Source organism: Bordetella sp. 15P40C-2, from assembly GCF_009763235.1.
Taxonomy (GTDB): Bacteria; Pseudomonadota; Gammaproteobacteria; order Burkholderiales; family Burkholderiaceae_B; genus Bordetella_A.
The window spans coordinates 1-16,653 of sequence record NZ_WSJA01000057.1 but is presented as its reverse complement, the minus strand read 5'-3'; the positions used below and the strand labels follow the sequence as shown (position 1 = coordinate 16,653).

Sequence of the window (16,653 nt, the reverse complement as noted above, 5' to 3'; positions counted from 1 at the left end):
GCCTCCGACCACGCAAAAACCCGAAACCCAGACATTGGTAAAGCATAACAGCGGCAAAACGGCCCCTGGCCGGCGCGCCGGTGAAATCCTAATCTAACCCACACAGAATATCGATGCGCGCTCCTACGCAGCAACCAGCATACCGATAGATTGGCCAGAGCAACGCAAAGTCGAGAACCGGTATTTTAATCCTCGGGGATTGACGCACCTCGGACACCGTTGCCCAGCTGCGCGATTGCGGCCCGGACCCCGCGCGGTATTCGCGCTATATTTCAATTCGTTTCGACCCCCTTGCCCGTTGCCGGTTCCCCGGCCACTATGGCGACATGGACACGCCTCATACCAAGCTGCTGGTCGTCGATGACGACCCCGCGTTGCGACAACTGCTCGCCGATTATCTGAATCGCCACGGTTACGACACCTTGCTGGCGCCCGATGCCAGCGACCTTGCTGCCCGCATCGCCCGTTATTCCCCCGATTTGCTGGTGCTCGACCGCATGCTCCCAGGCGGCGATGGCGCCGATGCCTGCCGCCGTCTGCGCGAACAGGGTGAAGACATACCCGTCATCCTGCTGACCGCGCGCGATGAAGCCGTGGACCGGATCATCGGGCTGGAAGCCGGCGCAGACGATTACGTGGGCAAACCGTTCGATCCGCGCGAGTTACTGGCCCGCATCGAGGCGGTGCTGCGCCGCAAGCGCGGACCGTCGGCCTTGACCAAGGATGCGCCCGTCACGTTTGGCCCGTTTACGTTCGACCCGGCGTTGCGTCAGTTGCTGCGCGACGGCGAAGTGGTCAAGCTGACCGGTGGGGAAATCAATCTGCTCGAAGCACTGGTGCGCAATGCGGGCAAACCGCTGTCGCGCGAGCGCCTGCTGGCGCTGGCGCGCGACGACGACAGCGGCGAGCGCAATGACCGCGCCATCGACATCGCCATCCTGCGACTGCGCCGCGCGATCGAGGAAGACCCGAAGCAGCCTCGCTGGATCCAAACGGTCTGGGGAATCGGCTATCGATTCGCGCCCTGAACGGTTCTCTCGCATGCGCCGCCTTGCTCAATTCCTCTTGCCGCGCTCGCTACATGCGCGGCTGTTTTTGCTCGTGCTGGGCGCGGTGTTGCTGACGCAGGCGGCCACGCTGGCGACGGTTTCGTACTACCGCGACAAGTTTTTCGATGAAGTGGCTATCGGTTATATCGCCACGACCATACGCACGTTGCGCGCCTCTTTGTCGCAAGTCCCGGCGGAAGACCGCGCGGAATTTGTCCGCAATGCGTCACAGAATCAGTGGCGGCTATGGTCGCGCACATTGCCTCCGGATGCCCAGCTGCAGCGCCCTTATCGCCCGCCCCCAGGACCGTCCGGGCGCCCACCCGGCGATGGACGAGCCGATGCGCATGCCTCGAACGACCCGCTACGGCGGGAGTTGCGTGGCCCGATCCGGGAACTGAATGCCCGCTTGAACGACGGCACGCGCGTTGCCCTGTCGCACGGACCGGAGCCGGAAATTTTCATCTCATTGGCGCGTAACCCGGACAGCGAAGACGCCCCACGTTTGCGTGAATGGCTGGTGATTCCACTGGAACGGCTGGATCCGTCGTTCAGTACGCCGATGATCGCCGTCTGGCTGGGTGGGCTGGGCTTTATTTTGTTGTTGGCAGCCGGTTTTTCCTGGCACATCACGCGTCCATTGACGCGGCTGGCGCATGCCGCCGATCAGTTGGCTGCCGGTCAGCCGCAGCGCGTCGATCCCTCCGGGCCACAGGAAACACGCGCGCTGGGCGAGCGTTTTAACGCCATGCTCGACGCCCTGGCGGAATCGGATTCGGTGCGCCGCACCTTGCTATCTGGCTTGCCCCACGATCTGAAAGGCCCGTTGTCGCGCATGTGGCTACGGGTCGAGATGGCCGACGATCCCGCCCTGAAAGAGGGATTGCGCAAAGACCTCCAGGATATGCAGCGCATGGTCGATCAGTTCATCGGCTTCGTACGCGGCACGGATCCGACGGCCTATCGTTATGCGCCGCTGGCCTTGCCCGATTGGTTGGCCGATCATGTGGCGGGATGGACCAGCACCGGCACCGCCATCACGCTGGACATGCCGGACGAGCCCATGAACATTCAAGCCGACGCGGTGGCACTGGGGCGCTTGCTGGACAATCTTATCGGCAACGCCTTGCATCATGGCGCCGCACCCATCGACATCAGTCTGCGTAACGAAGGCCAATACGCGGTGCTGGATGTGGCCGATCACGGGCCTGGCATTGCGCCCGAGCGGCGAGCGGAAGCCTTACGGCCATTCGCGCGCCTCGACGATGCACGCACGCGCACCGGAAACGTGGGACTGGGGTTGGCGTTGGCCGAAGCGATCGCGCGCGCACACGGCGGCACGCTGACGCTAGCGGAGGCCGCCAGCGGCGGACTGTTGGTGCGGATCACATTCCCGCTACAGGGTTGATACTGTGACACGCGGCGCGCCTTGCCATCTCGGCCAGGCGCGTCACAACGCCACGTTTAGCCGCGCTTGGCCTTGCCGAATACCGACCGGTAGGCCCACAGGTTAAACACTAAAACGACTGGCAATCCCACTACGGCGGCGGCTAGCACCAAGCGCATCGATTCCACGGCGGCGGTGCCATCCCAGATCGTCATATCGTCCAGAATCAGATAGGGAAACAGGCTATAGGCCAGCCCCGCCAGCATCAGCCAGTACAGCAAAAGGCACAGCGCGAAGGGCACCCAATGTTGGGAAGGCTCTGCTTGCGGCAGGCGCGCCAATCGCATCTCCAAGCCCGAGAAGCAAAGCAGCATGATGGCCCAGACGGCCGCCACGACGGCAAAGCCCGTCGGGTTGCTCCATTTATAAAAGATACCGGCATTGGCAAGGCCCAACATGACCGAAGCGGCCACCATGCCGACCGCCGTCCACCGTATCGCATGACGGCCCCACGCCGCCGCCCGGCGCTGCAGATCGCCATCAACCCGCATTACCAGCCATGCCGCGCCCAGCAGCACATAGGCAGCGATGACGCACAAGCCCATGACCACGGTGAACCAACCATAGCCTGCCTCGGTTTGATAGCCGGTTGCGATGCGCCCCAGTATCAATCCTTGGCCGAATGCGGTAGCGACCGAACCCAGCCAGAACGCGAAGACCCAGCGCGGTTTGAGTTCATCGCGCGCGCGGATACGAAATTCGAACGCGACACTACGCAGCACCATGCCCATCGCCAGCAGCGCCAAGGGTCCGTAGAGTTTGCCGAAGATCACGCCCCAGGCCAGCGGAAACGCCGCCGCGAAAAGCCCGATGCCCAATAGAGGCCAAAATTCGTTGGCATCGCGCCAGGGGCTCAACAGACTCATCAACCGGCCGCGGTCTTCCGTTGGCGCCAGCGGCAAAAGAATACCCACGCCGATATCGAAGCCGTCGAGCAGGACCCCACCCAGGATCAGCAAAAACAGCATGCAAATAAACACCAGCGGAATCCAGAATGTCGGATCGTTGGCGCTCACGCCCAACGAGGCGGCAAGCATCTCGATCATGACGACTGACCTCCGGGTTTGCGCACAGGCACCACGCCATAGCGCGCGGCATGAAACAGCATGCCGTTAAACGCGGCGATCAACACCGCATAGAGCACACCGTAGCCCACCAGGCCCAGCGCCAACTTGGTGGTGCTGGTCGTGCCCAGGATTTCAGACTGCGTGATGGCGCCATTGACCGCATACGGCTGCATGCCGACCATGGAAAAGATGCCGCCGCACAGCACGACCAGTCCGCCTGAATACAGCATGCCAACCAGCAGGCGTAACGATCGTGGCGAGAGCACCCCGGGATCCAAGTGCCGCCGCAAGGTTCGCAAACCGCACCACCAGGAAACAAGCCACATCAAGGCGCCCAGCAGCAGCATGACGCGCAGCGACCAGAACGTGAGTCCGACTGGCGGACGCATGCCGGAAAATTTATCGAGGCCCAGATAACCGCTCTTGTCATCGTGCCCGAGCCATGCGGCGCCGAATGCATAAACAGGCCAGTCGTAGTGCTGTTTCTTCGCGCTGCTATCGGGGATGCCGATCAGCGACCAACTCGGCTCCGATCCGCTATGCCAGAAGCCGGCGGCCGCGGCCGCCTTGGCCGGCTGATGCTCGGCCATCACCTTTGCCGCGCCATCCAAGGCGGGAAATTGCAAGGTGGAGGCCACCATCGCCACGACCAGCGCAGTTTTGAACGTGCAGCGTTCGCCGTCCTGCAACGGGCGGCGCAGCGCCTGCAGCGCGGTGATGCCCAACATCAGGAACGCTGCAGCCAAAGCGGACCACAGCACCATGAGGCTGAGATTCCACGGCAAGGAGGGATTGATGATGATGGCGCCCCAGTCCAGCACCCGATAACGCGCATCGATCAGCGTCGCGCCGGCCGGCGTCTGCACCCAAGACTGCAGCACCAACATCCAAAATAGCGCCGCCGACTGCCCCACCGCCACCATGAAGACGGCGAACGTGTGTGCGGTGTTGGATACGCGCCGTTGGCCGAACAGCATCACGCCCAGAAAGCAGGATTTCAGGATAAAGACCGACAGCACGCCAAAACTGAGCAGTGGCGCGGCGACATTACCGATTTTCTCCATCAGCCCGGGCCACAAGCTGCCCAGCTGGATGAGCACGGGCAAGGCCGACGCAAACGCCAACACGAACGCGAGCGCGAAAAAACGCACCCAGAACCGATACGCGGCCGTCCATCCCGGCGCACCGGTCGCGTGCGCGCGCAGCTTGAAAAACAGCAGAAACCACGCCAGCGCGAACGCCAGCGCCAGGAACAGCGCGAGGAAGCTCAGGCTGGCCGTAAACTGAATGCGGGCCAGCAATAAGGGGACAATATCCATGATGGCCGGTAGTGTAGAGCCTGTTTTCACATCCGGGGACCCGGGATAACGCAGGCATTGGTGAGCGAACGTGGCAAAATTGATCCTTTGCTGCATGCCCTCTTGATTACACTCATAGCATGACCACCGCTTCCAACACGCCTGCCGCCACCAATTTTCTGCGCAACATCATCGACGATGACCTGAAGGCCAACCGCTATCAGGGCAAGCGCTGGGCTGGCGTGCCCGGCCCGGCCTCTGTGCAGGCCCAGGGCCAGCCGGACCCCGCCCGCATCCGCACCCGTTTCCCGCCGGAGCCCAACGGCTATCTGCATATTGGCCACGCCAAGAGCATTTGCGTCAATTTCGGTCTGGCGCAGGAATACGGCGGCGTCTGCCATCTGCGCTTTGACGACACGAACCCTGAAAAAGAAGACCAGGAATACGTCGACTCGATCATCGAGGCGGTGAAATGGCTGGGCTTTGACTGGAAAGCCGACGGTAACGAGAACCTGTATTTCGCCAGCGATTATTTCGAATTCATGTATGAATTCGCCCAGGCGCTGATCCAGGCGGGCCATGCCTATGTAGACGAACAATCGCCGGAACAGATCCGCCTGAATCGCGGCACCCTGACCGAGCCGGGCGTGGACTCGCCCTGGCGCAACCGCCCGGCCGAGGAATCCTCGCGCCTGCTGGCAGAGATGCGCGATGGCAAGTATCCCGACGGCAGCCTGGTGCTGCGCGCCAAGATCGACATGGCTTCGCCCAACATCAACCTGCGCGATCCGGTCATGTACCGGGTGCGTCACGCCACGCACCATCGCACGGGTGACAAGTGGTGCATCTACCCCATGTACAGCTGGGCGCACCCGGTCGAGGATGCGCTCGAGGGCATCACGCACAGCATCTGCACACTTGAATTCGAAGACCAGCGTCCGTTCTACGACTGGATCCTGGCGCGACTGGCCGAACTCGGCAAACTGGCCGAACCGCTGCCGCGCCAGTACGAATTCGCCCGTTTGAATCTGAGCTATATCGTCACCAGCAAGCGCAAACTGCTACAGCTGGTGCGCGAGGGCTATGTGGACGGCTGGGATGACCCGCGCATGCCGACCCTGTTCGGGATGCGCCGCCGCGGCTATCCGCCCTCGGCCATCCGCCTGTTCTGCGACCGTACGGCCGTGTCGAAATCCGATTCGCGCATCGATTACAGCCTGCTCGAACAAGCCGTGCGCGACGAACTCGACCCGGTCGCGCCGCGCTCGGTGGCGGTGCTGGACCCGCTAAAGCTCATCATCACCAACTATCCGGAAGGTCAAGAAGAGCTCTGCACTGCGCCCCGCAATCCGCACGATCCGGAAGCCGGCAAACGCGAATTTCCGTTCTCGCGGGAGCTGTGGATCGAACGCGATGACTTCCGCGAAGAAGCGCCGAAGAAGTATTTCCGCCTGTTCCCCGGCAATATGGTTCGCCTGAAATACGGCTATGTGGTGCGCTGCACGGGCTTCACCAAGGACGAATCCGGCCAGATCACCGAAGTGCATGCCGAGTATCTGCCCGACACCAAGAGCGGCACCCCGGGCGCGGACAGCGTCAAGGTCAAGGGCAACATCACCTGGGTCAGCGCCAAACACGCGGTGCCGGCGCAAGTACATCTGTACGACCGCCTGTTCGCCGATCCGCATCCGGATGCCGGCGACAAGGAATTCCTCGACTATCTGAATCCGAAGTCGCGCGAAACCGTGAACGCCTGGCTGGAACCCGGCACCATCGCCTCCCCCGGCGCGACCTGGCAGTTCGAACGCCTGGGCTATTTCACGGCCGACAGCAAAGACTCCACGCCGCAAGCGCCGGTGCTCAACCGTGTCGTCACGCTGCGTGACTCGTGGGCCGCGGCCTGAGCGACGCCATGACTACAGATTCCCTAGCCCTGGATTTCAAAAGCGCCACGCTCTATGCGATCCGCGTGGTGTTGCATAGCGCTGACCTCAAGCAGCTGGTCGCGGCGCTCGAGCAACGCATGGCCGACGCGGGCAGCTTTTTCGAAAACGAGCCGGTGGTGATCGACGCGAGCCGCGTCGCAGACCCGATCGACTGGCCCGCGCTGTTGGCCGCCCTGCGCGAGCACAACCTGCCCTCGATAGGCGTGGTCGCCGAAGGCGCGAACCTCGCTGCGGCGAAGACAGCTGGGCTGGCGCCGGTGGAGCTGTCCACGCCCGTCAGCAGGCCCGCGCCCGCCGTGGAAGTCGCGCCCGCGAATCATGTTGCCACCCCGGTGCCCGCTGTCGCGGCAAGCGCGTTAGAAACCAAACCTACGCCGGCCCCGGCCGCCACCACGACCGAGGACACGGCCACGGCGACGCAAGCGAAAGCCGCCTCGGCCTCGCAAACCGAGCACGCCGCGCCCAGCACGGCGATGGTGATCACGCGCCCGCTGCGTTCCGGTCAGCGCGTGTACGCGCGCCACACGGACCTCGTCGTGATCGGCATGGTCAGCCAGGGCGCGGAGGTCATCGCCGATGGCAACGTGCACGTGTACGGCCCGTTGCGCGGCAAGGCCATGGCGGGTGCGCGCGGCGATACGTCGGCCCGCATTTTCACCACACAGCTCGACGCCGAGCTGCTGGCCATCGCCGGGGTGTACCGCGTCGTGGAAGCCAAACTCGACAGTTCGCTGCATAATCAGCCCGCGCTCGTATCGCTCGATGGCGAAACGCTGCGCGTCGATGCGCTGAAAAAATGATTTTGTGACGAAAGGCCGCCCGTTTTAAACACGAGCGGTCTCATCTTGTAAGAAGCCTTTTATGGCTTTTTGCTTTACGATAACGCGATTTATTCGAACATAAGGGTTAAACAGTCATGACACGAATTGTTGTGGTGACTTCCGGAAAAGGTGGCGTTGGCAAGACCACCACGAGCGCCAGCTTTTCCTCCGGTCTGGCCATGCGCGGCCATAAAACCGTCGTCATCGATTTCGACGTCGGCCTGCGCAATCTGGATCTCATCATGGGCTGCGAACGCCGCGTCGTGTATGACTTCGTCAACGTGATCCAGGGCGAAGCCTCGCTCAAACAGACGTTGATCAAGGACAAGAACCTCGAGAACCTGTTCATCCTGCCCGCCTCGCAAACGCGCGACAAGGACGCGCTGACGCAAGAAGGCGTGGGCAAGGTCATCGAAGAACTCAAGCAAATGGGCTTCGACTACATCGTGTGCGATTCCCCCGCCGGTATCGAGGCGGGCGCGCTGATGGCGGCCTATTTCGCCGATGACGCGCTGGTCGTGACCAACCCGGAAGTCTCCTCGGTGCGCGACTCCGACCGCATCCTGGGCATTCTGTCGGCGAAATCGCGCCGCGCCATCGAAGGCGACGAACCGATCAAGGAATTCCTGTTGTTGACCCGCTATAACCCGAAGCGTGTCAATGATGGCGAAATGCTGTCCCTGACCGATATCGAGGACATCCTGCGCATTAAGCTGATCGGCGTGATTCCCGAGTCCGAAGCGGTGCTGCAGGCCTCCAACCAAGGTCTGCCGGCCATTCACCTGCGCGAAACCGACGTCGCAGAAGCCTACAAGGACGTGGTGGCGCGCTACCTGGGTGAAGAAAAACCCCTGCGCTTCACGGACTACAAGCAACCCAGCTTGCTCAAGCGCCTGTTCGGAGGGAAGTAAGCAATGTCTTTCCTGTCGTTTCTGCTTGGCCAGAAGAAGACCTCCGCGAACGTTGCCAAGGAGCGTCTGCAGATCATCCTGGCCCACGAACGCACTGGGCGCGGTACGTCGCCTGACTATCTGCCGCAACTGCAGGCAGAGCTGATGGCCGTGATTTCCAAGTACGTGAACATCAATCCTGAAGACATCAAGGTACAGCTGGAACGTCAGGACACCCTCGAAGTGTTGGAGGTGAAAATCGAGATGCCTCAGAAGGAAGCCAAAGAGGCTTAAGCCTCTGGCGACAATCGAAGCGCGGTGGAGGCCGCACCAGGCCTCCGTCGTGCAGTCCCCCTGCCTGTCCCCCTAAAACCCGGAACCAACACGATGAAGCCCTTGCGCCCCGCCCTGCGTTTCGCCGTTCTGGCAGCGACCGGCATCATGCTGGCCGCGTGCGCCAACGGGCCATCCCGTCAGCCGGATCCGGTGGACTATCGCGCCGACCCCACGCCGCCCGATCACACGCAGTCTGGCCAGCGCCTGACCATTCAGGCCGGTGAAGGCGAGAAACTGAACCTGCCCTGGTTTGTGCAGGACGCCGAGAATTGGGTCAATAGCCGTTAAACAACGGTTAGCAGCCCGCGCCAGCCAAGCTTCTCCTTACGCGCGACGGAACTCGCCCCCAGTAGCCGTTACAAAGCCATCAGTCACTGTGCCTGATGGCTGCCCGCTTTCCAGCGCAGGTTTCCTCCTTCATCGAAGCCGGCGAACCAGTGACGTCTCTCCGATTGGTAATCCACAAGCGTTGACCCTGCGGTCAGCGCTCATGGATCCATGCGGCCACTGTTTCTCCAAAGCGTCGATTTATGAGACCTGTTTCGCCTTGCGCATCCCCTTTCGTACCCGCCGTCACGCCCGGCAGCGTTCGCGAAGATACACCTCCTGATCCGGGAGCGCTCAAGGCTCTTGAGAAGGCCCTGGCTAGCGACGACGTCGCGGCTTTCTGGGAATTGTCCGGACCCCTCTTCGCGGAGTCCGCGAACGGGCTTTTCGATAACGGGGAAAATATCCTCCATGTGGCGGTCAGACGCGGCTGCCGCGCTATCGCCCTCGACATTGCTCACCGAAATCACCAATGGGGGTTCGACCTGGTCAACACACGCAACGACGAGGGCCGTACTCCATTGGAGCATGCCGTCGCCGGGCTTCGCGACGACCCTGATCTCGTGCAGGCCTTGCTTGAGACCGGCGTACACGGCAGACTCGAGGACGCGCTCTGCGCGGCCGCACAAAACGGACACGTACAAGCCGCAAAACGACTGGTTGAAGCGGGCGCCAACCCTACGTCGGCCATGGTCGATTTCCTGCACTTCGACTCTCATCCCGGCGGTCGTGCCGAAGGGCTGGCCATGCTACGGTCGTTGGGTGCAAACCTGTCTGACGGCCTGTCTTTAGCGGCCAGGACGGCACATACCAATGCCGTCAGAGCATTGCACCTGCTAGGTGTCAGCGGGTCCGCACTGATCTTGGCCCGCTTCAAAAATGGCACTTGCACTGACCAGGAGTTGTCGACCTTGGTGAGCGGAGGCGCCGACGTGCAGACTGCGCTACGTGAGCTGGTCCACGCTGACGCTCTGAAGGACGCGAAGAGGCTCATCGTCGTTGACGCCCGAGTAAATGGACGACTATCCAATCCGACATCGCCCGCATTGGTCGCCACCTTGCTAAAGTTTATCGAGCGCAACAATGAGATCGGCATAAGCCGCCTGCTGAAGCTGCTCGATGGGCAAATCAGGGACTCAAAGGTGTGGGAGCTGCTCTTGATCAACCGCGATGTCGCGGCCTTGAAAAGTTTGTACAAGGCCGGGCTGAAGCAGCCCAATGCCGGCGTACTGAAGAATCTGCTGGCAGACGGCTGCGTCACAGCGCTGACGACATTGATGGACGCCGGCATGCCGTCGTCGACGCTGCTCCACAGGTTGGGCCGCGACCCGCGTAAAGGCCGCGATGCCATCGCGACCTTGATGGCCGCAGGCATACCGCCAGGCGAGCTGAGCAATGATGACCCATCTGTCGCCGGGATCATCAACGCTTTGATTGAACGTAAGCTCGATGTCGACCAGTTAACCACCGATGACCGACGTATTGCCATCGAAAACACCGTCGCGGCTGGAAAACCGGGCGAAGCGGCGTGGCTGCTACAAGGCGGCGGCGCTAAAGCTGATTTGAAGCGCATGCTCATAACAGCCTGGTGCCTCGGAACCAGCAAGCTGCTCCAAACGGGCGTGGGATCGCCAAATAAACTGCTTCATGAAATGATGGCGGCCTGGACGGATGGAAACCTTAACGACGGTCATCTATTCAAGGTCGCCTTCGCGATGCGCACAACGAGGCTATGGGGAATCGACCCCTTGACTCCCTATATCCTCGCTTTCGTGAAGCAAGGCGAGTTCACACGTGTCGAGCAGCTGTTCTCCATCGTCAGCAAGGGAACTGGCGCCCTCGTCGAAGCAGCACAAATCGGCGATCTGCCTTTAGCCAACCTCCTGCTGCACTCGGGTGCTGAAGGAGGTGGGTCTGCGATCAGAGAGCTGTTGCAATACAACAAAGCCGAGGTAGCGGGGCGGCTACTGGCCGCCGGCGTCAATCTCCATGACGCGCTAGTGGATGTCTCGGAGGACGATGTACCTCTCCTCGAAGCGATAGGCGCCGAGTGGCCGATGGCACTGCTGCGCGCAGCCCAGCGCGAACAAGACATGCGAGCGTTTAGATTGATTCGTCAGAAGCCCGCGAGCTTGCTGGAGGCCCTGTTGACGCTGGCGAATGATGATGCGATGGCGGCCGACACCAAAGCCGCCCAAGTGAAATTCTTGACTGATACCGTACTTCGCCAATCCTCGATGCGGTTTTCCTCCTTGATCAACCCTCTAGCCGAAGATACCGCCAACGATGCGAAATTACGCGCGCTGATCACCCTTGGTGTTCCTACACAAGACGCGCTGATGACATTAGCCTGGGACGGCAATCGGCTGGCGGCCCAACGCATGATCCTCGCCGGCGCCGATTTCATCGGGGCGATGCGCGCCCTGCATGCGAATGGGGAGAATGATGCTCGCTCTACATTAGGGTTGGCATTGACGGTAGTGAGGGACAAATTGGCGACGGAACGACTCGCGAAGGCGAAGGGCAGCACCAACACGACCATCTAACCACCGGCGCACCCCATAGTTTGGACCGTGCCGTACAGCGCGAACGCCCAGTAAAAACACCCCAAGCGTCGGATTATTATCCAACGCTTGGGGTGCTGCGCAACTTCAACTGCCTTGTCACCATCTCGACACTGCGTCCCGAGCTCTGCCTTCCCGGGGCGGTCGCGCCTTGGAGACTTACTTCCCCACCTGGTCCCCGATGATGCCGCCCAGTGCAGCGCCACCGACGGTACCCAGCACACCACCATTGGTGATCACGGCGCCAGCCAGACCACCGGCGGCCGCACCGCCGACCGTGCTCTTTTGACGACGGCTCATGTTGTCCCACGATGAACAGCCGGCCATGGACACCGCCAGCATCAGAGCCAACCCAGCTTTCGAGAGAGTTTTCACGTTTTTCATAACAAGCTCCTATGCACGCTTCCAAGCACGTGCTATTTCGAGTTCTCAGAATCTCAAAAAGAAGAGGGGTTGACTGTGAGGGAAGCCCAGAAATTGTATCGATGGGTAGGACAAACCCTAAGACATCCCTGGGGAATGTTAGCTGCTATTTCACTAACCGTAACACCTGTTTGAACTGGGTGTGGTCACAAGACCCCATCCACTCAAAAAGGGCCATCTCTGTGGTGATGAGCGGGACGCCTGCGGCCTGGATGCGCCGCATCCCGATGTCGTAATCAAACTGGTGACGCGAACTGGCCGCATCCGCCACCAGCACGGGCCGCCAGCCGGCCGCCTGCAAGCCAAGTATCGTCTGCAATACACACACGTGCGACTCCCAGCCGGCGACCAGTATGGTCTTGCGCCCGGGCGGCAACCAAGCCTCGAAACCGGGCTCGCCAGCGGCGGAAAAGTGACGCTTGTGGAAAACCGACTGCACGCAGCATTGCAACGAAGAAATCGTCGCGCCTAGCGCGTCGGCATTGTGTTCCGTCGCCAGCACAGGCACGCCCAGCAGCTGTGCGCCCTGAGCCAACACCCGTGCTCGAGCCGCCGAGTCTTCCGCACGCATGATCGCGGGCATCAGACGTTCCTGCATATCCACAATCAATACGGTCGAGTCGGCGGCATCAAGCAGCATGGCGTTCCCTTATTTCAGAGCTTTATAGCGCAGACGGCGCGGCTTGGCACCCTCTTCGCCCAGACGGCGCTTCTTGTCCGCCTCGTATTCCTGGTAGTTGCCATCGAAGAACACCACTTGCGACTCGCCTTCGAAGGCCAGGATGTGCGTGGCGATACGGTCCAGGAACCAGCGATCGTGGCTGATGACCATCACGCTGCCCGGGAATTCGAGCAACGCGTCTTCAAGCGCGCGCAGGGTTTCGACGTCCAGATCGTTTGACGGCTCGTCCAGCAGCAACACGTTGCCGCCCGCCACGAGCGTCTTGGCCAGATGCAGACGACCGCGCTCACCGCCCGACAACTGCCCGACCTGTTTGTTCTGATCCGCGCCCTTGAAGTTAAAGCGGCCCAGGTAAGCCCGCGAAGACATTTCGAACTTGCCCACGGTGATCAAGTCCGCGCCATCCGACACGGCGTCAAAGACTGACTTGTTGTTTTCCAACGAGTCGCGCGATTGATCGACGAAAGCCAGCTGCACGGTTTTACCCAGCTCGACGGTACCCGAATCCGGTTGCTCGCGGCCAGCGATCATGCGAAACAGCGTGGACTTACCAGCACCGTTGGCGCCGATGATGCCGACAATCGCGCCCGGGGGCACTTTGAAGCTCAGGTCATCGATCAACAGACGATCGCCATAAGCCTTACTGACGTTCTTGAACTCGATGACTTCGTTGCCCAGGCGCTCGCCCACGGGAATAAAGATTTCCTGCGTCTCGTTGCGCTTCTGGTATTCGTAGGAAGACAGTTCCTCAAAGCGCGCCAAACGGGCCTTGGCCTTGGCTTGACGGCCCTTGGGATTCTGACGCACCCATTCCAATTCTTTCTTGATGGTCTTTTGGCGCGCGGATTCCGAGGCTTCTTCTTGCTTGAGGCGGTTTTCTTTCTGCTCCAGCCACGAGCTGTAGTTGCCCTTCCATGGAATACCATGTCCGCGATCCAGTTCCAGGATCCATTCGGCGGCGTTGTCCAAGAAGTAGCGATCGTGAGTCACCGCGACCACGGTGCCGGGGAATTTATGCAGGAATTGCTCCAGCCATTCCACGCTTTCGGCGTCCAAGTGGTTGGTCGGCTCGTCCAGCAGCAGCATATCGGGCTTGGACAGCAGCAAGCGGCACAGCGCTACGCGACGCTTTTCACCACCGGACAGATTGCCCACCGTTGCGTCCCAAGGCGGCAGACGCAGCGCGTCCGCGGCGATTTCCATCTGATGTTCGATATCGTCGGCTCCGCTGGAGGCGGCAGCGGCGATGATGGCTTCGAGTTCAGCCTGCTCGGCGGCCAACGCGTCGAAATCCGCGTCCGGCTCGGCATAAGCGGCGTACACCTCATCGAGGCGTTTTTTCGCCGAGACCACGGCGCCCAGGCCTTCTTCCACGGACTGGCGCACGGTGTGCTCGGGATTGAGTTGCGGCTCTTGCGGCAAGTAGCCGATATTCAAACCCGGCATCGGGATCGCTTCGCCCTCGATCTCCTTGTCCACGCCGGCCATGATCTTCAGCAGTGTCGATTTGCCCGAACCGTTCAGGCCCAACACGCCGATCTTGGCGCCGGGGAAAAACGAAAGAGAGATATCACGCAAAATCTGACGCTTCGGCGGCACGATTTTGCCGACGCGATTCATGGTGTAGACGTATTGGGCCATGGGCTCGTAAAAAATGGACGAATCACAAAGAAGCCTCGATTGTAGGCCGGAAAGGGTGCTGCGGGCGGTCCGAACCGCTGGGGTAGTGGGAGTCATGTGCCACGCGCGACGCCATGGCACTCCCCGTTGCGCAGTTCACCTCGGGCTGATTGCGCCTGCCTCTTGCGGGAGGCGGTCAGGGCGCGGGTCTGATCAGACTGGTCTTGACGGTTTCGCGCCGCGCCGCTGCTTTTTGCCACGCGGACGCCATTGCGCCACGCTAACGCCGGCCAACGCCATCACCCCGCCGATGATGTGATAACCGTGCGGCACCTCGCCCAGCGTAAAGGCAGCAATGGCAACCGTGCCCACAGGCATCAAATTAAGAAAAATACTCGCCCGATTCGGCCCCAGATACCGCACGCCCTGCATCCACAAATACGGTGCAAACAGCGACGGAAAAATCCCCGCGTACAACACCAGCGGAATATTGTCCGCATTCAGCGGCGATGCCGGTCCCATCAAGAACGTCGGCAGTTGAAACAGAATGCCGAACAGCACCTGCACATACAAGGACTGCCACACGCCGATCGGCAAGGGCCAGCGCCGCAGCAGCACGCCATAGAGCGCATACGACAGCGCAGCCACGCCCATCAACGCATCCCCGACGCTGCCGCTACCTTCGAGCAACTGCAGCGGATTGCCTTCGCCCAACAACACACCCAGGCCGAACAGCGACAACGCCCCGCCCGCAATCGCCGTCCACACCGGCCATTCGCGCAGAACGATGCAGCCCAGCGCAATCGTGATCAGCGGCACCATCGCTGTGATGATCCCCATATGTGTAGCCGTCGTCGTCGCCGCGGCCACATACGTCAGCCCCTGATAGATCGCCATCCCTAGCGCGCCGAGCACGGCCAGCTTTCCCAGGTGAGGTGCGATCTTGCGCCAATCTCGCAGCACGCTCAGCAACAAGAACGGCGTCAAAATAGCGCCCGCCAACACCCATCGATAAAACCCAATCGTAGCCGGCGCGATGACATCCGCTGCCATCTTGGTCACCACCATATTGAGCGACCAGATCAACGCCGCGAACAACGGAAACAGCATGTGGCGGGCGGAAGGGGCAGGACTGGCGTTCGACATGACTACATTGCGCAAGCAAAGGCGCGATCATAGCGCTTACGGCTTTTGCCTGCCCCGGCGGGACTAACGGTCCGGACCCGAGATCACGCGGCAAAACTTGAACCCTGCTGGAAACGCGCGACAATAACGCTTTACACACGCCGCCCGGTCACGCCGCCTTGCGCGCTTGGCGCGCACGTCGGCCAGCGCCACGTCAAACGGCCCTCGATCATCGGCGCACTGTCTCCAGGATTCACCATGACTGCCTCTACCCCTGTCGCCCCGTCCCCGCGTTTCACTACGCAAGAGCTGGACATGCTCGCCAAAACCGCCGATGCGCTCAGTGCGTACCTGGGCAAACCCGTTCTGGCCGAAGTCGTCATGGGTGAAGAAGGCACTGAATGGGTGAGCTTTGGCATCCCCGTGCAGCAAGGCGCCAAAGATGACGACCAGCCCCACGTGCAATTAGGCGGTCCGGACGCGCAGGTCCTAGGCAATCGCGGCGGCCTGGACCCCGCCGATAACGACACCTACGACTGTCTGTACCTGTGGGCGATTCAGATCACGTTGAACGAAGGCGAGCGCTTCGTGAAACTGGACCAAAACGGTGAAGAAACCGCATGGTCCGACGATTTGAACGACATGTTGCCCTTCGCGCTGACGGACGAGCCGTTGCCAGAGGACGATGATGACGAAGACGAGGATACCGAGGACGACGACGAGCAGGAAACCGATGCAGACGATGAAGCAGCACCCCTCACCAAACAGCCGCCCCAATCGTTAAATCCTGCCTCCAACAAACACAACCACGCTCACGACGAAAACTGCGACTGCGGCGCTCAGGGCACGCCCCCAGTCAACTCCAACGGCCACACGCTGCACTAGAGCAGTCTGCCCCGCTGCCCTCCCAGCGCCCTACGTCAGCCGCAAACGCGAGTCCCGGGCGTCGGGTTGCGCGGGGCACCGGCCTGTTGAGCGCGGGGAAGTCCCGAAGGGACCGAGGCCCCTGCTCGTGGGCCGAGCCCGTGCGATCTGGCCGGTGCCCCGCGCAACCCGAC

At 61.4% G+C, this 16,653-nt stretch carries 15 protein-coding genes; 9 read left to right on the top strand and 6 right to left on the bottom strand.

Annotated features, from left to right (window positions below; translation table 11 throughout):
- The first annotated feature begins 326 nt into the window (after positions 1-326).
- Together GOQ25_RS18360 and GOQ25_RS18355 are read left to right on the top strand one after the other, a co-directional pair.
- Entirely contained in the window at positions 327-1,028 is a 702-nt protein-coding gene (locus tag GOQ25_RS18360; protein ID WP_160351922.1) for a response regulator, read from the top strand.
- 13 nt (positions 1,029-1,041) lie between these two features.
- Positions 1,042-2,457 (top strand): ATP-binding protein, encoded by a 1,416-nt coding sequence (locus GOQ25_RS18355; protein WP_160351921.1) that lies wholly within the window; start codon positions 1,042-1,044, stop codon positions 2,455-2,457.
- A 56-nt stretch (positions 2,458-2,513) separates the two neighbouring features.
- Here the strand turns inward: GOQ25_RS18355 and GOQ25_RS18350 are convergent, their stop codons facing one another.
- Positions 2,514-3,542 (bottom strand): cytochrome d ubiquinol oxidase subunit II, encoded by a 1,029-nt coding sequence (locus GOQ25_RS18350; RefSeq protein WP_160351920.1) that lies wholly within the window; start codon positions 3,540-3,542, stop codon positions 2,514-2,516.
- Complete coding sequence (locus GOQ25_RS18345; RefSeq protein ID WP_160351919.1) at positions 3,539-4,882, bottom strand: cytochrome ubiquinol oxidase subunit I; 1,344 nt, start codon at positions 4,880-4,882, stop codon at positions 3,539-3,541. The genes GOQ25_RS18350 and GOQ25_RS18345 overlap by 4 nt, the downstream gene beginning before the upstream one ends.
- Before the next feature lie 119 nt (positions 4,883-5,001).
- Here GOQ25_RS18345 and GOQ25_RS18340 point away from each other — a divergent pair, with 119 nt between their 5' ends.
- From GOQ25_RS18340 to GOQ25_RS18315, 6 genes are all read left to right on the top strand, one after another.
- On the top strand, positions 5,002-6,765 hold the full coding sequence (locus GOQ25_RS18340; protein ID WP_160351918.1) for a glutamine--tRNA ligase/YqeY domain fusion protein: 1,764 nt from the start codon (positions 5,002-5,004) through the stop codon (positions 6,763-6,765).
- 8 nt (positions 6,766-6,773) lie between these two features.
- On the top strand, positions 6,774-7,607 hold the full coding sequence (minC, locus tag GOQ25_RS18335) for a septum site-determining protein MinC (RefSeq protein ID WP_160351917.1): 834 nt from the start codon (positions 6,774-6,776) through the stop codon (positions 7,605-7,607).
- Positions 7,608-7,723: 116 nt separating this feature from the next.
- Complete coding sequence (minD, locus tag GOQ25_RS18330; protein WP_160351916.1) at positions 7,724-8,539, top strand: septum site-determining protein MinD; 816 nt, start codon at positions 7,724-7,726, stop codon at positions 8,537-8,539.
- Between the two features lie 3 nt (positions 8,540-8,542).
- Positions 8,543-8,812 carry a cell division topological specificity factor MinE gene (gene minE, locus GOQ25_RS18325; RefSeq protein WP_160351915.1) on the top strand — a complete coding sequence of 90 codons (270 nt, stop codon included), beginning with the start codon at positions 8,543-8,545 and terminating at the stop codon, positions 8,810-8,812.
- A 93-nt stretch (positions 8,813-8,905) separates the two neighbouring features.
- The gene (locus tag GOQ25_RS18320) at positions 8,906-9,142 is read left to right on the top strand and encodes a hypothetical protein (RefSeq protein WP_160351914.1); all 237 of its coding nucleotides are present in this window, start codon (positions 8,906-8,908) and stop codon (positions 9,140-9,142) included.
- Positions 9,143-9,384: 242 nt separating this feature from the next.
- Positions 9,385-11,727, top strand: a complete 2,343-nt coding sequence (locus GOQ25_RS18315) for an ankyrin repeat domain-containing protein (protein WP_160351913.1) — start codon at positions 9,385-9,387, stop codon at positions 11,725-11,727.
- 177 nt (positions 11,728-11,904) lie between these two features.
- Here the strand turns inward: GOQ25_RS18315 and GOQ25_RS18310 are convergent, their stop codons facing one another.
- The 4 genes from GOQ25_RS18310 to GOQ25_RS18295 form a co-directional block, all read right to left on the bottom strand.
- Entirely contained in the window at positions 11,905-12,129 is a 225-nt protein-coding gene (locus GOQ25_RS18310) for a glycine zipper 2TM domain-containing protein (RefSeq protein WP_160351912.1), read from the bottom strand.
- Between the two features lie 145 nt (positions 12,130-12,274).
- Positions 12,275-12,808 carry an isochorismatase family protein gene (locus GOQ25_RS18305; protein ID WP_160351911.1) on the bottom strand — a complete coding sequence of 178 codons (534 nt, stop codon included), beginning with the start codon at positions 12,806-12,808 and terminating at the stop codon, positions 12,275-12,277.
- 9 nt (positions 12,809-12,817) lie between these two features.
- Complete coding sequence (ettA, locus tag GOQ25_RS18300) at positions 12,818-14,491, bottom strand: energy-dependent translational throttle protein EttA (RefSeq protein WP_160351910.1); 1,674 nt, start codon at positions 14,489-14,491, stop codon at positions 12,818-12,820.
- Between the two features lie 192 nt (positions 14,492-14,683).
- On the bottom strand, positions 14,684-15,616 hold the full coding sequence (locus GOQ25_RS18295) for a DMT family transporter (protein WP_202109533.1): 933 nt from the start codon (positions 15,614-15,616) through the stop codon (positions 14,684-14,686).
- A gap of 237 nt (positions 15,617-15,853) precedes the next feature.
- Here GOQ25_RS18295 and GOQ25_RS18290 point away from each other — a divergent pair, with 237 nt between their 5' ends.
- Positions 15,854-16,480, top strand: coding sequence for a hypothetical protein (locus GOQ25_RS18290; RefSeq protein ID WP_160351909.1), 627 nt, complete (start codon positions 15,854-15,856; stop codon positions 16,478-16,480).
- Positions 16,481-16,653 lie beyond the last annotated feature (173 nt).